13 protein-coding genes are annotated in these 18,862 nt (G+C 43.2%); 4 read left to right on the top strand and 9 right to left on the bottom strand.

The window, feature by feature from the left end:
- Positions 1-248: 248 nt before the first annotated feature.
- The gene (locus tag ACYVBM_RS21955; protein ID WP_460687848.1) at positions 249-2,450 is read right to left on the bottom strand and encodes an alpha/beta hydrolase family protein; all 2,202 of its coding nucleotides are present in this window, start codon (positions 2,448-2,450) and stop codon (positions 249-251) included.
- A gap of 225 nt (positions 2,451-2,675) precedes the next feature.
- Here ACYVBM_RS21955 and ACYVBM_RS21950 point away from each other — a divergent pair, with 225 nt between their 5' ends.
- The 3 genes from ACYVBM_RS21950 (at position 2,676) to ACYVBM_RS21940 (ending at position 5,973) form a co-directional block, all read left to right on the top strand.
- On the top strand, positions 2,676-3,929 hold the full coding sequence (locus tag ACYVBM_RS21950) for a porin (RefSeq protein ID WP_460687847.1): 1,254 nt from the start codon (positions 2,676-2,678) through the stop codon (positions 3,927-3,929).
- Between the two features lie 130 nt (positions 3,930-4,059).
- Positions 4,060-4,797 carry a bacillithiol biosynthesis deacetylase BshB1 gene (bshB1, locus tag ACYVBM_RS21945; protein WP_460687846.1) on the top strand — a complete coding sequence of 246 codons (738 nt, stop codon included), beginning with the start codon at positions 4,060-4,062 and terminating at the stop codon, positions 4,795-4,797.
- A gap of 93 nt (positions 4,798-4,890) precedes the next feature.
- The gene (locus ACYVBM_RS21940; protein WP_460687845.1) at positions 4,891-5,973 is read left to right on the top strand and encodes a fatty acid desaturase family protein; all 1,083 of its coding nucleotides are present in this window, start codon (positions 4,891-4,893) and stop codon (positions 5,971-5,973) included.
- A gap of 508 nt (positions 5,974-6,481) precedes the next feature.
- Here the strand turns inward: ACYVBM_RS21940 and ACYVBM_RS21935 are convergent.
- The 7 genes from ACYVBM_RS21935 to pruA all read right to left on the bottom strand — a co-directional run bounded on the left by ACYVBM_RS21935 (position 6,482) and on the right by pruA (position 15,454).
- On the bottom strand, positions 6,482-7,075 hold the full coding sequence (locus ACYVBM_RS21935; protein WP_460687844.1) for a Yip1 family protein: 594 nt from the start codon (positions 7,073-7,075) through the stop codon (positions 6,482-6,484).
- Between the two features lie 302 nt (positions 7,076-7,377).
- A complete protein-coding gene (locus ACYVBM_RS21930) occupies positions 7,378-9,849 on the bottom strand; it encodes an ATP-dependent Clp protease ATP-binding subunit (protein WP_460687843.1) in 2,472 nt (823 codons plus the stop codon).
- A 482-nt stretch (positions 9,850-10,331) separates the two neighbouring features.
- Positions 10,332-10,721 carry a type VI secretion system tube protein TssD gene (tssD, locus tag ACYVBM_RS21925; protein WP_460687842.1) on the bottom strand — a complete coding sequence of 130 codons (390 nt, stop codon included), beginning with the start codon at positions 10,719-10,721 and terminating at the stop codon, positions 10,332-10,334.
- A gap of 156 nt (positions 10,722-10,877) precedes the next feature.
- Complete coding sequence (locus ACYVBM_RS21920) at positions 10,878-12,266, bottom strand: DUF5458 family protein (RefSeq protein WP_460687841.1); 1,389 nt, start codon at positions 12,264-12,266, stop codon at positions 10,878-10,880.
- A gap of 24 nt (positions 12,267-12,290) precedes the next feature.
- Positions 12,291-12,746, bottom strand: coding sequence for a type VI secretion system contractile sheath small subunit (locus ACYVBM_RS21915; protein ID WP_460687840.1), 456 nt, complete (start codon positions 12,744-12,746; stop codon positions 12,291-12,293).
- Between the two features lie 450 nt (positions 12,747-13,196).
- Positions 13,197-13,718, bottom strand: coding sequence for a bifunctional pyr operon transcriptional regulator/uracil phosphoribosyltransferase PyrR (gene pyrR, locus ACYVBM_RS21910; RefSeq protein WP_460687839.1), 522 nt, complete (start codon positions 13,716-13,718; stop codon positions 13,197-13,199).
- 92 nt (positions 13,719-13,810) lie between these two features.
- Positions 13,811-15,454, bottom strand: coding sequence for an L-glutamate gamma-semialdehyde dehydrogenase (pruA, locus tag ACYVBM_RS21905; protein ID WP_460687838.1), 1,644 nt, complete (start codon positions 15,452-15,454; stop codon positions 13,811-13,813).
- A gap of 171 nt (positions 15,455-15,625) precedes the next feature.
- Here pruA and ACYVBM_RS21900 point away from each other — a divergent pair, with 171 nt between their 5' ends.
- A complete protein-coding gene (locus ACYVBM_RS21900; RefSeq protein ID WP_460687837.1) occupies positions 15,626-17,608 on the top strand; it encodes a beta-mannosidase in 1,983 nt (660 codons plus the stop codon).
- Between the two features lie 87 nt (positions 17,609-17,695).
- On the opposite strand, the gene prfB is transcribed toward ACYVBM_RS21900, so the two are convergent.
- Positions 17,696-18,788 (bottom strand): peptide chain release factor 2 gene (prfB, locus tag ACYVBM_RS21895; protein WP_460687852.1). Its coding sequence is split into 2 segments (ribosomal slippage): positions 17,696-18,727 and positions 18,729-18,788, totalling 1,092 coding nucleotides; the frame shifts between segments, so codons are not numbered across the junction.
- Between the last annotated feature and the right edge of the window lie 74 nt (positions 18,789-18,862).

Raw genomic sequence — 18,862 nt, 5'->3', positions numbered from 1 at the left:
AAAAACGCTGCTCTAATAAGCACGGATAATCGAAAAGAAGTACTTTTGACATAGAATATAAGAATAAGAATGCCTCACTTAAAGCAATTTTTGCTCCAAATGAGACATTTTTTATATTCTTTTGCTAATAAAATACAAGCCTACACTGCATTACATATTTTCAGGAAGACCCTCAGTACCTTTCAGAAAACCGAAAACAAAACCCTGGCAGGGAAAAGCAGGAAGAACATGATTATATATATTTTCTCTTAGTTTATCCCTATCCGGTCCAGGATAATATTGCCCGCAGGTTGTTTATCAAAAATAAACCTGATCTGCTGTATTTGCTTCGGATCGAAACGAGAATCCGCCTTTTTGAAAACCTCAAAAGGCAGCTGTACAAACTGTAAAACCCTTTCAACAGGCATGTCTTTTTTTAATTCGGGAAGGTAGTTCCATTTCGCCAGTTGTGTTTTTAGTAAGGGAGCCATTGTATAAAAATCGTTGAAACTTTTCGTAACCACACAGGATCGCGTTTTTATCTGTACGGAAAAACTGACCGCATCTATATTATCGCTGTTGTTTGCGATAAAGAAAAACAGTTTTCCGGTAGCATCCGGAGAAAGATGATGCAACGCAGTATCTGAAACATTGATAGCATAATAGGGAGCAGGCTGTTTTGCTGCTGTATGTTCCCATTCAAGAAAAGCACCGGTATTCTCCTGTCCCCACTCCTCCCCGTTTCTAAGCGGCAAAGTTTTTTCCATCCAGTTTTTTAAACCCGATGTTTCTATAGAGCAGCCAGCCAAGGTAGCAGTTGAAAGATCCTGGTCTTCTTCGAAATCTGCAATGTATTTAAAAGAGCGATCATCGTACTGATTGATATAATAATCTTCTGGCAGGAAGCCAAAACCATTGCGGCAGTCTTTTAATAACGGCAGATATTGCTTTTGTCCTTGCAGCGTGGCATGCAAAAAAGCAGCAATATAACTTTTTGCAATTTTCCTTTGTTCATCCCCGTTCAAAAGTGTTCCGGTGCTTACAAAAAACTGGTTCGGATACCGATTATCGTTCAGCCCCCATGCCGTATTAAATTGCCCGTGATTGGCCTTGTATATGTATAACATCGCTTTCAGATAATTTTGTGCCGAATCAAATGTTATCCGGTTATACATCTTAATGCCTCCAAAGGAATAAATATCCTGATCATGACTTCCGTGAAGCAATAAGTAATTAACATTTTTTATGTTTAGGGGAAAGTTTATTTCGTTTTCCGGCTTTCCTACAGGTGCAATCTGTACCATACTTTTTATGGCAAAACCAAAATTAAACCGTACATTTCCTTCAAAGGGATAACGATCGAGCTTATTCAAAGCAAAAGCCACGGCCACTGCATCTGCTCCCCTGGAGTGCCCTACCAGGCAAATATTATCCATATCTATTTTGCCAAAGAACGGGTTCCCTTCTGTACTATTCCATTTACGCCAGTATTCAAGATGTTTCAAAATAAGCCAGGCGCGGGCGTTTGTTTCACTAAACCAATAATCATCATACCAGCTTTCATTTAAGAAGTTCTCGTCGATAGATACTACAATAAACCCCCTGGCGGCCAACAGTGCTCCCATATATTCATACCCCTCTTCAGAGTAGTCGGTCATTAAATGATTGCCATGCACAAATACCACCAAAGGGAAATTGCCCTCCTGCTTCGGATACCAAACCCTGGCATTCAACGGTAACGCATTTATATCAAATCCCCAATACGATTTACGCAGATACGATTTAATTGAGGATAACGGTTGTAGAAAAGGAGTGCCGTCCACCGGATTTGTTTTCAGAGAAATTTTTTTACTGTATTCGGCACGCCGCTTATCAGTGCCGCTTCCATAAAACAGGCTTCCTACGCTGTACGCCTTTGTTTGTGTAGGATCTTCTACGGCTTCGGGAACCGGTACATTTTGTTTCCAGTATTGCTCCGATACAGGAACTACATGATTATTTCCTTTGCTGAACAGCCACGCGCACACGGCAATATTAATAACAACGGCCAGAAGAATAAGCACCGTTCTTTTCTTCCTGTTACTGTTTTTATTTAAGGCAATACCCACTAAAATTCCTAAAAACAGCTCCAGGAAAATAAAAGGACGATTAAATGCAGCATCAGGCAGAAAGGCCGTCAGCAAAACAGCCCCTATTATCGCAACAATGATAAACCGGTTAACTTTACGGATAAACTCGTACAGGTAAAACGAAAATCCAAAAACCAGCAATAGTAATAATAGTGAAACTACTACTACTAAAATCATATCTATTACCACCGGTAAGCCGGTACGTACAATGCTGCCCGGGTAAAGCACACAAATCAGCCCTGCAATCATACTGCCCGCCAAAGCTCCTACAGATGATTTATTTAAAATCTTTACAAAGTTATCGGCACACACCTTTAACCTCAATTTGGCTTTATGTAGCATAAGCGCTGTTTTGGGTTATATTAATTCCTGAATATGATTGTATATGAACTGTAAAATTAATTGCTCCGGCTGATTTCTAAAGCATTTACGATCAATATATTTAAAAAGTCTGGTTCCCGGGAGACTTTCCTTTTTTCTGCCGGCGCCTTTATTATCCTGGATTTTTCCCTGGCTTTCAGGCAACAGTCCCTGTAAAACTCAGCTTTCTTTTGTTTCTTTGCCGCCATGACCTTTTACAAAAAATCAGTGCTCTTCGCTGCCCTCTTAACGGGTTCGGTTGTTCATGCCCAGGATACAACAAAAGACAGCCTTGTTAAAGAAGCAACGACTGTATCATTCAATGATAAAGGCCTGCAATTCAGGAATGGAGATAAATTTCTGATGACCTTTCGTTTCAGAACCCAGCTAAGAGCGGCTTATTTAAGCCGGTTAGACGACGAGGACGCCGCAGGCTTTGAAGCGCAGGTACGGCGGATGAGGCTGCGTTTTGAAGGCTATTTAATTTCTCCTAAGCTTGAATATAAGCTGCAGCTGGGCTTTGCCAACAGGGATATGGACCTGGAAAGTGGTGCTCCGCAAATTGTAAGAGATGCCGTTTTTTATTACAAGCCAGGCAAACAGTGGTCTTTTGGCTTCGGGCAAACCAAGCTTCCGGGCAACAGGGAGCGCGTTAACTCCTCCGGCGAACTGCAAATGCCTGATCGCTCCATTGCCAATAACCGTTTTACGGTAGATCGTGATTTTGGTGTTTTTATAGATAAAGACTTTGAAATCAAAGATCATATTATACAATTAAGGACGGCAGTATCATCGGGCGATGGACGCGGGCAGCTGGCCACCATTAAAGGGCTGGCCTATACAGGCCGTATAGAATATATGCCTTTGGGATATTTCAAAAACAAAGGCGATTATTTTGAAGGAGATCTTGACTTTGAAGAAACACCAAAACTATCTTTTGGATTTACCTATACCAAGAATTTTAAAGCCAATCGTACCGGGGGACAATTAGGCAAACCTATGGTAAGCGCTTATAATAAAAAGGAAGAGCTGCTGGCGAACATCCGGACCATTATGGCAGATGCCGTTCTGAAATACCGGGGATGGGCCTTTTTGAGCGAGTATTACGACCGTAAGGTAGATGCATTTTCGGTTGCCGATTTCAGTACACGGCCCGATGACCGGATGATCTTCCTGAAAATGCCGGCCGGCGTGGCCGTTAACCTGCAGGGCAGTAAGCTGCTTACCAGGAAAGATGAAATCAGCGTCAGGTACACGCATATTACTCCTCACGCAGGCCTTTTGCCTTACCAGTACAAATTCAGGACAAAAGCCATTGGCTACTCGCATTATTTTAATAAACATAAATTTAAACTGCAGGGATATATAGGCCTGGACGACCGTACCGGGGATTCGGAAGAGCTGGACGACCCGTATGAAAATCGTTTAACGGGCATGTTCCAGGTTGAAATCGGGATTTAAACAGAAGTAAGCGGGTAGAAGCATATCATATTATAATAGGGGAACGCTTTTTTCTCGTACACCGTTACAATAGTACCGCGATATTCTATGTCCATCAAACTTTTAAGCGTGTAAATTGTTAATTCCACATATGAAACTCGACATACTTGCAATAGGCGTTCACCCCGATGATGTAGAACTGGGCTGCGCCGGCACTTTACTGAAGGAGATACGGAATGGTAAAAAAGCCGGGATCATTGATTTGACCCAGGGAGAACTTGGCACCCGCGGCACCGTAGCAACCCGGTATGCCGAAGCCGCCGACGCCGCACGGATTCTGGGCGTATCCGTACGTGAAAACCTGAAAATGAGGGACGGGTTCTTTAAAAATGATGAAGCGCATCAGTTGTTGCTTATCAGAACTATACGCAAATACCGGCCCGATATTATCCTGGGAAACGTGCTTATAGACCGCCATCCTGATCACGGGCGGGCCGGGAATCTTATTAATGACGCCTGTTTTCTTTCGGGGCTGGCCAAAATAGAAACAAAGGACGAGCAGGGCAACCCCCAGGAAAAATGGCGCCCGCGTTATTTTTTGCAATACCTGCAGGATTGGTACCACGAACCACAGCTATTGATCGATGTAAGCGATGTGGTTGATATTAAATTAAAAGCGGTTAATGCTTATAGCACCCAGTTCCATACCAGCGAAAGTGAAGCCGGGGGGCCTCAAACCTATATTTCTACCCCCGAATTTAAGGAAAGTCTTTTGGCAAGAATGAGAATGATGGGCAAACGTATAGGTGTAAAATATGCAGAGGCTTATCTTACGCAGAAACATATCGGGCTCAATAATCTTGACGCGCTTATTTTACAGGAAACCTGAGTATGTGCAATTTTGCATTTTTTTACCTTATACACAGCTATAAAACAATTACCTTTGCACACTTTATATCACTAAGAAACAATTTTTTCATTAATGTCAATTCCTAAGTTTGCCACACCACCACCTCCCTCTTTTCACACGGTTTTAAAAACACGTGTTAATGATTATTTCAAAAAACAGGGCAGGCCAAGCACTGGCAATATAAGACTTTATTCAAAAGCGCTGTTTCTGGCAGTGGGCTTTACAGCATTATATATACATCTCGTTTTCTTTACGCCTCCTGCGGGCTGGGCTATTTTGGAATGCCTGATCCTGAGCCTGTTTACATCGGCCATAGGCTTTAATATCATGCACGATGGCGCTCATGGAAGCTTTAGCAGCAAGCCCTGGGTAAACAGCATAGCTGCCTCCTCTCTCAACTTTTTAGGAGCTAATACCTTTATGTGGAAAATGAAGCATAATGTAATACATCATGCTTATACCAATATTGATGGCGTTGATGACGACCTGGATGCCAAACCTTTTTTAAGACTGTGCGAAACACAGAAATATTATAAATTTCACAGATATCAGCATTTTTACTTCTGGATTACCTATTCGCTCCTGTATCTTTTCTGGATATTCTATTCTGATTACAGGAAATACTTTACCGGTAAAGTGGGGGATATTCCTTTAAAGAAAATGACCGTTAAGGACCATTTGGTGTTCTGGGGATTTAAAATTCTGCATATTGTACTGTTTGTGGTGATTCCTATCATAACTGTTGGTGTTGGCCCATGGGCCATCGGTTTTTTGGTATATGCACTGTTTGCAGGTTTTGTGCTGAGCATTGTATTTCAGCTAGCGCACACAGTTGAGGATACTCATTTTCCTGTTCCTAATGAGCAAACCAATAAAATTGACGATGAGTGGGCTATTCATCAGCTAAAGACCACCGCCAATTTTGCTACCAGAAGCCGGCTGGCCTGCTGGTTCATGGGTGGCCTGAACTTCCAGGTAGAGCATCATCTCTTTCCTAAAATCTCCCATATTCATTATCCCCGCATCAACAAAATTATCAAATCTACGTGTCAGGAATTTGGAGTAGGGTATATAGAGTATAGGAGGGTGAAAGATGCGGTAGCGTCGCATGTTTCGCATCTGAAACAACTGAGCCACCCTGCTTACAGCCACTAATACGGGGCAGGTTAAAGCCAGGCAGTTTCTCGAAAGCCCAACTAAAAAGTATTAAGCCGTCAGAGCGTAATAAATGAATGTATTGTTGGGTTCTTTTATTGTATGAATTGAATGCAGTTACGTAACAAGCGGTTATACCAAGATAGGTTACCCGATTATGACGGGCAGTAGGATTGTAACCTGGTGGGCTGAGAAATCTTGCCACCTACGTTTGAAACAGCCATTCCTGTTGCAGCAGGCACAGACCATTACCTAGGGTCTTCCTGAAAATTCGAGGGCGTTGAGAATTGCATATTTCAAAACACATCGAACCGATATTGGGAATTTTTAATTCTCCAGCCACTTAAAAAACACTTTTCGTTGTTTTTTAAGGTCTAACCATCAATTAGTTGAAAATCAATGTTGCCTCAAAATAGCCGTTTTTACGGGAAAAGGCTCATTTTACGACCATCAAAACCTCTTGAAACTTAATGCTGGCGCGCGTTTCCCATTTTCAGGTAAACCGTACCTAGCCAAGCACAGAAACAGCCGCAGCGCCGGTAATGAGGGAGTTAAACAGGATGCCAGCTACCACGCTAAACAAAACCATATAGATTACCCAGCTCACCAGCACATACACTATAATATAAATCACTTTCTGGTCATCGGGCGTCTTTTTCAAAGGGCCTACCCCCAGGTAAAACAGGTAAATACTATATACAGCGCCGGCTAATGATAACAGGCCGCCTAATACGGGAATAAAAGAAAAGATACCTGCCACATATCCTGCCGTACCGGAGTATGCCACCAGTTGTGCCGATCTGCTGATATCTTTCTCTGATTTAAAACTGGTTGCCAGGGCATCAATTACATAAACGGCAATAACAAATACCAGCACTGTAACAACAACTGCAAATACGGTATACGCCAGGGCATAAACGATTCCGAAAACAGGAGAAAATACAAAAAACTTTAAAAAAGTGGCGATGGCTGATAACAGTGAAAGCGGTATAACGTAGGAAGTTAATAACCCCTTTAATGTAGCAGGCTCTTCTTTAATTACCTCCCACTCGGCTTTGGGATTGGTCAGTATATTTTTTACGCGATCTATTAAAGATGTCATAATAAACAGTGTTTAAAGTTGAAGGACTAAATACCGTATAAATTTAACCAGTTTCTGGCATCGGCGCTAATAATCTTTAAAACAGGCTTTTTTGTTATTCATCCGGCAGCTCTGACCAAACAAAGTTGTATGGAAATTCTATACGTACAGGAATTGGCCTGATTTCCTTTTAATCGGGCTTGGCAGAATTAAAATATAATATAGTTGTGCAGGTGCCCGATTGGCCTGCGCTACTTCATCTTTTTAAGGTACCATACATGGTGCGCAAGCACATACTGGCCATTCATAGAATAGCCACTCATTTAACTTATTCCATGAACCTGCCAGGTGAGCTCATCTCCTGCCACATCAAGCGTAACCGTGCTGCCAGGCGCCAATTCCCCGGCTATTATTTTTTTGGAAAGCGGCCTGCGTATTTGCGAGCGGATGGCGCCATGCAACGGGCGTGCACCATACTCCGGCGTAAAGCCTAAAACCGCAATTTTGCTTTTAGCCTCCGGTGTTATAGTAAGCGCGATCTGCTGTTTTTCTAAGGCAGCATACAGGTCTTTCAGGTTGATCTCTAAAATACGTTCTACCATTTGCTGCGTCATCGGGGCAAAAGGAACGATCTCGGTAAGGCGGCCTAAAAACTCGGGGCGGAAATGATTGCCCATTACCTGTAACAGTTGCGAATGATTCGGGATTTCACCTTTATTAAAAGCATCCACCACATATTTACTGCCGATATTTGAAGTGAAAATGATCAGGGAATTGGAGAAGTCGCCCTCTTTACCCAGCTTATCATGCAGCTTACCCTCATCCAGGATCTGGAGAAAAAGGTCAAACACCGACGGGTGCGCTTTTTCGATCTCATCAAACAAAACAACAGCATAAGGTTGCTGCCGGATCTTATTTACCAGCAATCCTCCTTCCTCATAACCTACATAGCCGGGAGGGGCACCATACAAAAGCGCAGCCGAATGCTCTTCTTTAAATTCGCTCATATCAAAACGAATGATATTATTTGCATCCTGGAAAAGAAAATCTGCCAGCGACTTTGCCAGTTCTGTTTTGCCCGTACCCGTAGGTCCCAGGAAAAAGAACGAGCCGATAGGCTGGCCTGCTTTGCCCAGCCCTGAGCGCGATTCCAAAATAGATTCGCTGATCACTTTCACTGCATGATCCTGCCCTACCACACGCTGCGACAAAATATCCCCGATGTTCAGCAACCTTTCTTTTTCCTGCGCCTGTATCTTCCCCAGGGGTATCCCGGTTTTATCGGCAACAATTGACATTACATCGTGCTTATCCAATGCCGTACGTTTTTCTTCTGCCAGAGGTTCCAGTACCTGATATACCTCATCTAAAAAAGCTGTTATCGTTGCGGTCTCCTTCATTTGCAACGGATCGTCCGACACAGGTACAGCACTCCATACAATCGGGCTCATGCCACTCTTTAACTGCTGGTAATGCCACTGGTATTCGGTAATATCTATACCATCACTTTCTTTCAGGCTACTGAATGCTGTTTTCTGAGCTGCCAAAGCAGTAGCGCCGGTGTCTGTAGCAAGCCGCAGGGCAGCCATAGAACGGTCTGCCAGGTCGATAGCCGCATCCGGCAGGCGCCGGTCCTTTATATACCGCTTTGCCAGCCTTATGGATTCGTGCAGGGTTTCATCTGCCACTGCAATCTTATGGTGCTGCTCGTATAAAGGCATTACAGTCTTCATCATACGGAAGGCTACAGCAGGGGAAGGCTCCTCTACATTCAGCACCTCGAACCGGCGGGCAAAAGCTTCATCTCTTTCAATATGTTTCCTGTATTCATCGACAGTTGTAGCGCCAATGATAGTAATAGTACCCCTTGCCAGCTCCGGCTTAAGTAAATTGGCAGCACCCGCAAAGGGGCCGCTTTTATCCAGCAATACATGTATCTCGTCAATGAACAACACCGCCTTATCAAATTCCTTAATCTCTGTAATGACCGATTTTAGCCTTTCTTCCGTTTCCCCTTTGTAAGAAGCCCCGGCGGCCATTGCACCATTGTTCAGTTCAAAAACCTTTGCATTCTTTAAAAACTCAGGTATTTTTCCAGCGGCTATGGCAAGTGCAAAGCCATCCACCAGCGCAGTTTTGCCCACCCCCGGCTCGCCCGTTAATATTACATTGGGCTTGCTCCTGCGACATAAAATCTCTGCCATCATTCTTATTTCCTGCTCACGCCCGATAATAGGGTCCAGCCTGCCGTCCATCGCAAGCTTCGTTTTATCTATACAAAATTTCTGAAGGGATTTTTTGGTTGAAAGATCATTGTTTTTTTTGCCATCCGCATTACTGTTGTTAATATCGCTGAGCAATTGCGCTCCCGCATTTCCCACACCGGCAAGCTTTATTATATCTTCTCTTTTTACAGGAAAAGTTTTGAGCTGGTCGAAAGAAAAAACAATACCGGGTGTACTTATAGATGCCAGTACATGCAAAGGCAGCACTTCTTCTCCGTTTGTTTTAAGGCGGATATTATCTGCATCTTCCAAAATAGTCTCAATGGCATCACCGGCAGGGATTTCGGCTTTAGGTGATCCGCTTTTAGGCAGTGACTCTATCCTCACATCGGCCCAGTCTGCCAGGTAATACATGTCAATATCGGCCTTCATCAATAACGGGTCGAGCTCCACATCATGATGCAGCAATGCTTTTAATAAATGAGGCGCGGCATAGGTGCCGTTCATATTTTCTTTGGCATACGCTTTGGCAATGTTGATTGCCTTTTTAAGATTCTCTGATAATTGCATGGTTAAAAGCAGGAACGCTGTTAAAAGATTTTTTATTGTCCGGCCATATTTTACTCGATGTTGTCATCAAAAAAGCGCATTTTATGATAAGGCACCAATAACCGCAAGTCTATTTTTTGATGGCAAGTATCATAATAGATTGTAAATGGTATTGTTCATTATCGTCATTTCGACTAAAGGATTGTAAAGTCAAGAGACGATGACATGTTTTATCGTCATCTCTCCCGAAATTCGAGTGACCTCTCCCTGCGGTCGAGGTGACGACTGATAATCAAATGTTGTAAACATGCCATTGACACTTCAGAAGTTCCTCTTCCCTCCTGCCTGGGCAGGATCTAATCGGAATGACGATACTTATTTGTCATTTTAAAGAACTTGATTTTTCTATTATTTGTAACTCGGCAAAACAGCTTATATAGTTGTTGCTTTCCAATAATGTGATATATCATTGGCACGAAAAACGAATATGCCTGATGCTTAAACTATACGGCCCACTCGTTCACATGGCTGGCGTTACCCATGGTGATTTCCTTGGCACTGATGGTAAAAATTTCTGTGATCGGGTTTTCTCCCGCAGCATTGAAGTTTTCTTTATAAGATACCAGGTAACCTTCTTTAAAGCTCAGCTCTTTCATAGTGGCATCAGAATCTCTTTTTGTAAAAGTGATCTTACCGTCCTTTCTTTCAAAATTGTTGCACATCCATTCAAAGAACTTGGTATCGCCTGTTGATTCTACGGTAATGGTAATCTGGCCACCGCGCGTAACTGATGATGGGCGCCCGGTAGCATCTGTTTCCTGCTTTAAAGTGTAAGTAAGGTCGAGAATATTATTTTTGGCACCTGCCACATCTAATTGAGCTTTAAAAGACATAATTGTACATTTTGATGTTAATAAATAAGTATAAAAAATTAATAAGGGCTATTATCCATCGTTGGCTCCTGCCTGAAACCACAGGCGCTCCTCACAGATCAGGCATACGGCGGTCCGGGATAGAAGTGAGCATCAATACAAGCGACAGTTATCGTGTTAATCCTGCTCGTATTTCGACATCCATTCTATTCCATCTGCATCATCGCCTTTTTGCCCGTCAAGCTTAATCATAAAAGTTTTGGCCGGGAAATAGGGTTTTAAATGAATATCAAGAAATACCCTGTCTTTCTGGTGCGGGTCCTGCTCAAATCTTTTAATGGTAAAATTTTCAATCAGCTTGTTGGGACCGGTAATACTATCCAGGAACTTAACGATTTGCCCGTTAAGTTCTTTTCTTGTGTTAGCGTTGAAATTTTCAAAAGCCCTCCTGTTCAAAAAGTCCATCATTACCTTGGCAACATAATCAAACACCCGAACTACGGAGTAGGTTTGTAAACCGATGTTATCGCCATTAAATAATGTTTTGGCTGAAAACGCCATTACTTTACCATACTCTTTAGCCATAGGAACAAGACCCAGCTTTTCAAGGCTGGCTATTTCACTCTTTTTCAGATCGAACCGCACTCCATCTACCTCGTTCATGCTGCCATGTTTTTTTCCGGCCGTAACCTGAGACATTAAGGTATAGTAAATCTTACCGGCGAGGGAAGAAGAGGGCGGCACAAACAAATGGTCTTCCTCTCCTACCTCATCATCTTTGTCGCGCCCTACCAGCCAGTTACAGGCCATTACTACGTTAGAACGATAGGCATCGCCCCCTGTGAGGTTGGCGGCTTCAAAAAGCTCCATAACATCGTCCGGTGTGTCAAGATTCTCAAAATCAGTAACCAGCATCACCTTATTATCATATGCAATTTTTGCCCACTTTTCTACTACTTTATTCGATCCCAGATATCCTGGCAGCACCAGGATGCCGTAATTATTACGCAGGTCGAGCCTGTCGTAATTATTGACCAGTTCGGCCTGTATATAATCTATGAACCTGGTATTATCCAAATCCTTAAGCTGGTCTGGCTCGGCATTAAGAAAAGAAACATTTTTAACTTTCTGGCTCTCGGTATTCTTAAAGAATAATGCCACAGAGCGATAAGAACGTTCCAGCTCCTGCGTCCTTTCCAATGCCTTTCGTACATTGTTTTTTAACGTTCTGTCGGCAGTTTCTGCAAGCTTATTACTGTTTTCCACCATTTCCGCAATATCCTCGGTTGACTCCAGGATGTCGATCCAGCAGCTTAATACATTTTTAAGGTCTTCGCGCTCTTTTTTCTTACTGGACTCTTCTAAAAAAATTTTTTTACGGGCTTTTCTTTCAGGATTGAGATTCTGAATATTATCAATAGCAGACTCCAGCAAATCGAAGCCACCCAGCTTTACCAAAGGCTGAAGATGAGATTCGAGTGAGCCCAGTTCTGTCTTTTCGGGCTGTTTGAACTCTTTAGATATACTTTGTTCTTCCGGAGAAAGTTGATTTTGAGATGTAGACATACTTTTAAATAGGATTAAGATGAGTTATTTTGTTTTACCACCAAGTTCCTGTACGAGCACTTTTAGCGCCGCTACTAAATTTTCTTTTGTAGTGCTGTCAGATAGCGCCTGCTTCAGCAGCTTATTGGTTTTTAGCTGCTTCACTATTTTCTGGTATTGTGCTCGCTTCATGTCTAAATCGCTCAGATACTGGCTTTGCCGGGTAATTCCTTTAGGACCAAAATCTTCGAGTCCCCTGAAATTCAGCTCTTCACTCCTGGTTGACCCGTCTTCAGTTTCAAATTCCATATCAACCGATGGGGCAAAATGATTAAAGACAGCACTAATGTCGGTTAAGCCATGTACTACTTCCGGCCTTACAGGAGGCAGGTCAGTAAGCTTTTCTGCTAACAAAGCACGGTTTTGAGGAATATCAGCAAAAGCTTCGAAGGCATCATTTTTTACTTCGGTTCCGCCGATTCCATAAGGTTCTAAAGGCATAAAATTATTTTTGTAGTTTTAAATATAATCGTTCGGTTCTATGATGTAACTGAATGGGACATCGTAAAGGTAAAAACGTTTTCCAATTGCAGGCATAGCTAAATATAGTGATGCGGAATGTAGTCCCGAAGTCGGAGGTCCGGATGCTATGTTAGCGGTTAGTCAGAAAGTCCGTGTAAGTCCGGAAGCCGGGAAGATTATATTAGCAGTTACTGGTTGCTGGTTAGTGTGGCACATCAGCAAAGAGTGTAGAAATTTTTATCCTACACAGTTGATCGTCCATCATCGCCCGTGTTGCAAACCTTACATATGTTCATGGTAAGTTACTGGTTACTGGTTACTGGCCGTACATCTTGCCGGATACTGGCTGCTGGTTGCAGTTACGGTATAACGTATAAGTACTATTGTCTAAATAATAAGTACTGAAATCAGACTTCTGTCATCCGTCAACTAAACAATATATACTTCATCTTTATCGCTGTTCTCTTCCCAGCGTACCAGCACTTTCTGGTTTTCAAAGCTATCTATAGCACGGCCGGCATAATCGGCCTGTATAGGAAATTCACGGCTAAAGCGGCGGTCGATCAGCACACACAATTCTACCCTGGCAGGGCGACCAAAATCAAGCAATGCATCCAATGCCGCACGAATGGTACGCCCGGTGTATAATACATCATCAATCAATATCACGTTCTTATCCTGGATGCTGAACGGGATGTCTGTTTCATTGGCTTTATGAAGCGTATTGCGTACATCATCCCTGTAAAAAGTTATATCCAGCTTACCATACCGGGTACCTGCATCATTCACCAATTGTTTTACTTCTTTATAAATCCTGTCAGATAAATAAATACCGCGGGGCTGTAAACCAATAAGTATGATATCGGCCCCGTTAACCTGGTTTTCTACAATTTGTTGTGCCAGCCTCTTAATAGTAATGGCTATATCGCGGGCATTGAGTATAGATTTCAAGCGATAAAAATTAAAAGTTTGATATTTTGCCACACACACATATCCGTCTCAAAGATAAATGCAATGCAAGATATCAAACCGTGAAATTCAGATTAATTCTTTTCCTGATCCTGCTGCAGGAACGGGTACCGGTAATCTACAGGCGGGTTAAAAGTTTCTTTAATGGTTCTTGCGCTCAGCCAGCGATACAAATTAAGCATAGAGCCTGCTTTGTCATTGGTACCGCTGGCACGGGCACCGCCAAATGGCTGCTGACCTACCACTGCGCCGGTAGGCTTGTCATTGATATAAAAATTACCGGCAGCATTCACCAGCTTGCGGGTAGCCAGCTCCACCGCGCTGCGATCTGTTGCAATAACAGCTCCCGTTAATGCATAAGGCGAGGTGTTGTCAACCAGCTCCAGGGTTTTCTCAAACTGGCCGGCAGGATATACGTAAAGGGTAAGCACCGGCCCAAAGATCTCTTCGCACATGGTCACATACTGGGGGTTGGTAGTTTCAATAACAGTAGGCTGGATAAAATATCCTTCTTTCTTGTTACACTCACCTCCAGCTATAATTGTTGCATCTTTGTTTTTTTTAGCTTTGTCTATATAACTTTTGATCTTATCAAAGCTCTTTTCATCAATTACAGCATTTATAAAATTGGTAAAATCTTCTACAGTGCCCATTTTAAGTGTTGCCAGGTCTTCTGTTAATTTTTTCCTGACAGCTTTGGCTATATTGGAAGGGATATAGGCGCGGGAAGCTGCTGAACATTTTTGTCCCTGGTATTCAAAAGCACCGCGCAGCAGCGCCGTTGCCACCACGGCCGGATCAGCACTTTTGTGAGCGATTACAAAATCCTTACCACCGGTTTCACCCACTATGCGCGGGTAAGACCTGTATTTACCCATATTGCGGCCAATGATTTCCCACATACTGTTAAACACGCCGGTAGAGCCTGTAAAATGAACGCCGGCAAAATCCCTGTGATTAAAACAAACATCACCTAATACAGGCCCGTCAACATATATGAGGTTGATCACACCATCAGGCAGGCCTGCCTCTTTAAGAATGCGCATGAACATTTGTGCAGCATATACCTGTGTATGGGCAGGCTTCCATACCACAACGTTGCCGCACATGGCGGCTGAGGCCGGAAGATTACCGCCAATAGCCGTAAAATTGAAAGGAGTTACGGCCAGTACAAACCCTTCCAGGGGCCTCCACTCCAGCCGGTTATGGGTACCTGGGGCGCTTACAGGCTGCTGGCTGTATATCTCATTCAGGTAGTGCACATTGAACCTCAGAAAATCTATTATTTCACAGGCACTGTCTATCTCGGCCTGGTACACATTTTTGCTTTGCCCCAGCATGGTGGTGCCGTTCATATAGCTGCGATATTTGGTAGCTATAAGATCTGCAGCTTTTAAAAAAATGCCGGCCCGGTTTTCCCAGCTAAGAGCAGCCCAGCTTTCTCTGGCTTTTAATGCAGCATCAATGGCTTGCTGCACATGCGTTTTATTCCCTTCATGAAAATAACCTAACACATGTTTGTGCTCATGGGGAGGACGTATCGCTGTTTTTTTACCGGTTGTTACTTCTTCCCCGCCAATGTACATAGGCACATCGATCACCTCAGATTTCAGATCAGCAAGGGTGTTTTGTAATATACGCCTTTCGGGGCTGCCGGGTGCATAATTCAGCACAGGCTCGTTAGGTGGCAATGGATAAGAAAAATTTCCTGTAGTCATAACCTGGAATATGTTTTTAAATCTTTCTGATTTTTTGTACAGTGAAAGGATTTACTGCTATATTCACAAAAGTATACGAACCCGCAAATAAAACAGTAAAAAATATTAAACCGTTGCTTTTTACATTTGAACGCGTCTGGCTAAGAAATTATTAAATAATCCGCTTCAGCAATGAGAATATACTACAGGGTGATATCACTGCTTTATCTGTTCAGCATCAGCTTTAATATACAGGCCCAGAAAAAGCTGCTTCACAGCGGCTGGCAGTTCAGAAAAGTGCAAACCGGTAAATGGTATGCGGCTACTGTTCCGGGAACGGTTCATACAGATCTGCTGGCCAACAGGCTTATTGCAGATCCTTATTACCGCGATAATGAAAAAAAGCTGCAATGGATCGGAACTACGGATTGGGAATATAAAACCAGCTTTGCCGCAGGTATGCAAATGATGAAAAAGAAACATGTAGCGCTGATATTTGACGGGCTGGACACTTATGCCGATGTGTATCTGAATAGCCAGCTCATTCTGTCTGCAAACAATATGTTCCGCCAATGGAGCGTGGATGTAAAAGCACTGTTAAAGCCTGTTAATACTTTGCATATTGTATTTCATTCAGCAAAAAACAAAGCCGATTCAATGGCAAAAGCGGCGCTGCCACTGGTTTTACCAGACAATCCCAGGGCATACGTACGCAAGGCCCAGTATCATTTTGGGTGGGACTGGGGACCTGTATTCATTACCAGCGGGATATGGAAGGATGTTTATATAAAAAGCTACGACACAAAGCCTGCGGAAAAGATCTACACACCACCACATAAAGTAGAATTAGTACAGGAAGCAGACAGCATCGGCCGTTCTTTTTATTTTAAAATTGATGGTAAGCCCGTGTATATGAAAGGGGCCAATTATATACCTTCAGAAGTTTTTTTACCGAGGCTGAAAAAAGAAGATTACAGGAAAATTATACTGGCCGCAAAAAATGCCAATATGAATATGCTGCGTATATGGGGCGGCGGTATTTATGAAGATGATGCGTTTTATGATCTATGTGATGAATATGGCATTTATGTATGGCAGGATTTTATGTTTGCGGGGGCGATGGTTCCCGGCGACGAAGATTTCATCAACAATGTACATGAGGAAGTAAAATACCAGATTGGCAGGCTACGCCACCATCCATGTATTGTAGCCTGGTGCGGCAATAACGAGATTGATGAGGCCTGGCACAACTGGGGCTGGCAAAAGCAGTTCCATTTATACGGGAAAGATTCAGCAAAAGTATGGCAGGATTACACGAGGCTGTTCCGGGATAGTATTGCAACCTGGGTAAGCCGTTATGATGGAGCAAGGCCTTATATCAGCACATCGCCGCTTAATGGCTGGGGACGTGCCCAAAGCTTTACTGAAGGCGATAGTCATTACTGGGGCGTATGGTGGGGATTGCAGGATATAGAAGTATTTGAAACCAAAACCGGGCGTTTCGTAAGCGAATATGGGATGCAGGCTATGCCCAATTACAGCACCCTGCAAAAGGTTACCAAACCTGAAGACCGCTTTTTATTCTCTGATATTATTAATGCCCACCAAAAAGCTAACGGCGGTTTTATGAAACTTAATACATATATACACAATTATTTTATGGACTCTACAAAAGCTAAAAAGCTTTCTGTAGCAGATTATACTTACATCAGCCAGTGTATGCAGTATTATGCTTTTAAAAATGCGATTGCCATACACAGAAGCAAAGCCCCGGTAAACATGGGCACCTTATTATGGCAGCTTAACGACTGCTGGCCTGTAAGCAGCTGGAGCATTACCGATTATAGCCGCAAGCCCAAAGCAGCCTGGTATGCAGTAAAGCAGGCATACCGCGATGATATGCTTCCAGAAAGAGATACGGTAAGGCCCATTCACCTGGAGCTGAAGCAACCTAAGCTTCTGCTTAAGTTTTTAGATAACAAACGTATCCGCATTACCAGCAATACAGACGCCTATTATGTGTACCTCTATTCGGAGGGCAAAGATTACTATTGGGATGATAATTATTTTAACCTGAAGGCAGGAGAAGAAAAGATCGTCACTTTACAGGAAGGCAGCTTTACCTCTAAAGAAAGAACAACCCTGAAGGTAAAATCGCTCGCGGATGTAAATTGAGAAGTCCGAAAGTCATAAAGTCCGGAAGTCCAAAGGTATAAGCTCCTATAAGCTTTTCAACCTTTAAACTCTCAAACTTATCAACTTTTAAACTTGTCCCTCCTTATCCGCCATCAGGTAGGCTTTGATAAAACCATCCAGCTCTCCGTCCATAACCGGCTGCACATTGCCTACTTCATAATCGGTACGGTGATCTTTGATCATTTTATACGGATGGAAAACGTAGCTACGTATCTGGCTTCCCCATTCTATCTTTTTCTTGTTTGCATTGGTAGCGTTCTTCAGCTCTTCGCGCTTGCGCAGCTCTTCTTCGTATAAACGGCTTTTCAGCATCTGCATGGCCTTTTCCCGGTTACCAAGCTGTGTGCGTTCGGTCTGGCAAATTACCACAATGCCTGTCGGTATATGTGTAAGCATTACTTTGGTTTCCACCTTATTTACGTTCTGTCCGCCGGCACCGCCGCTACGCGCTGTTTCCATTTTTACTTCGCTATCTTTTATTTCTATTTCGATAGTGTCGTCTATTAACGGGTATACAAATACCGACGCAAAAGAGGTATGTCTGCGGGCATTGCTGTCAAAAGGAGAAATACGCACCAGGCGGTGTACCCCGCTTTCAGCCTTTAAAAAGCCGTATGCAAAAGCCCCGTCAAACTGAAGGGTGGCTGTTTTAATACCGGCGCCATCTCCCCATTGCCAATCGAGCTCTGTAACTTTCCAGCCCTGCCTTTCACCATACATGCGGTACATGCGCGCTATCATTTCGGCCCAGTCCTGGCTTTCGGTGCCTCCTGCTCCTGAATTAATTTGCAGTACGGCAGGCAGCTCATCTTCCGGCTCATTCAATGTGCTTTTGAACTCTGCCTCATCCAACACCTGCAAAGCCTTATCATACGCTTCCTGCGTTTCCGCTTCAGTAGCATCCCCCTCTTTCCAAAACTCGAATAAAACAGCAAAATCCTCCACCGTAGTTACTGCCTCCTGGTACAGATGTACCCAGTACTCATTCACTTTTAATGTTTTAAGAATTTCAGTGGCACGCTTATTATCGTCCCAGAAACCGGGGCTTAAAGACAGCTGCTTATCCTGTTGTATTTTTTGCGTTCGGTTCTCAACGTCAAAGAAACCTCCTTATCCCGAGAACGCGGGACCGCATATCCTGTAATTTTTCCTGTGTCATAGGTGCAAATATAGAAGGATTATGATAAGATTTGGATAATGCGCCTATATTTGTTGCCGTATCAGCTGTCTGTA

This window comes from Niabella aquatica, assembly GCF_054779315.1.
The sequence above is the reverse complement of the archived record's forward strand: the minus strand, read 5'-3'. Positions and strand labels throughout refer to the sequence as shown.

What these genes read in the sequence shown, in the direction of transcription:
- ACYVBM_RS21935 (WP_460687844.1), bottom strand. Translation starts at nt 7,075, where the DNA reads ATGACATCTTTAATAGATCGCGTAAAAAATATACTGACCAATCCCAAA.
- tssD (WP_460687842.1), bottom strand. Translation starts at nt 10,721, where the DNA reads ATGTCTTTTAAAGCTCAATTAGATGTGGCAGGTGCCAAAAATAATATT.
- ACYVBM_RS21915 (WP_460687840.1), bottom strand. Translation starts at nt 12,746, where the DNA reads ATGCCTTTAGAACCTTATGGAATCGGCGGAACCGAAGTAAAAAATGAT.
- pruA (WP_460687838.1), bottom strand. Translation starts at nt 15,454, where the DNA reads ATGACTACAGGAAATTTTTCTTATCCATTGCCACCTAACGAGCCTGTG.
- ACYVBM_RS21930 (WP_460687843.1), bottom strand. Translation starts at nt 9,849, where the DNA reads ATGCAATTATCAGAGAATCTTAAAAAGGCAATCAACATTGCCAAAGCG.
- ACYVBM_RS21940 (WP_460687845.1), top strand. Translation starts at nt 4,891, where the DNA reads ATGTCAATTCCTAAGTTTGCCACACCACCACCTCCCTCTTTTCACACG.
- bshB1 (WP_460687846.1), top strand. Translation starts at nt 4,060, where the DNA reads ATGAAACTCGACATACTTGCAATAGGCGTTCACCCCGATGATGTAGAA.
- ACYVBM_RS21920 (WP_460687841.1), bottom strand. Translation starts at nt 12,266, where the DNA reads ATGTCTACATCTCAAAATCAACTTTCTCCGGAAGAACAAAGTATATCT.
- ACYVBM_RS21955 (WP_460687848.1), bottom strand. Translation starts at nt 2,450, where the DNA reads ATGCTACATAAAGCCAAATTGAGGTTAAAGGTGTGTGCCGATAACTTT.
- ACYVBM_RS21950 (WP_460687847.1), top strand. Translation starts at nt 2,676, where the DNA reads ATGACCTTTTACAAAAAATCAGTGCTCTTCGCTGCCCTCTTAACGGGT.
- ACYVBM_RS21900 (WP_460687837.1), top strand. Translation starts at nt 15,626, where the DNA reads ATGAGAATATACTACAGGGTGATATCACTGCTTTATCTGTTCAGCATC.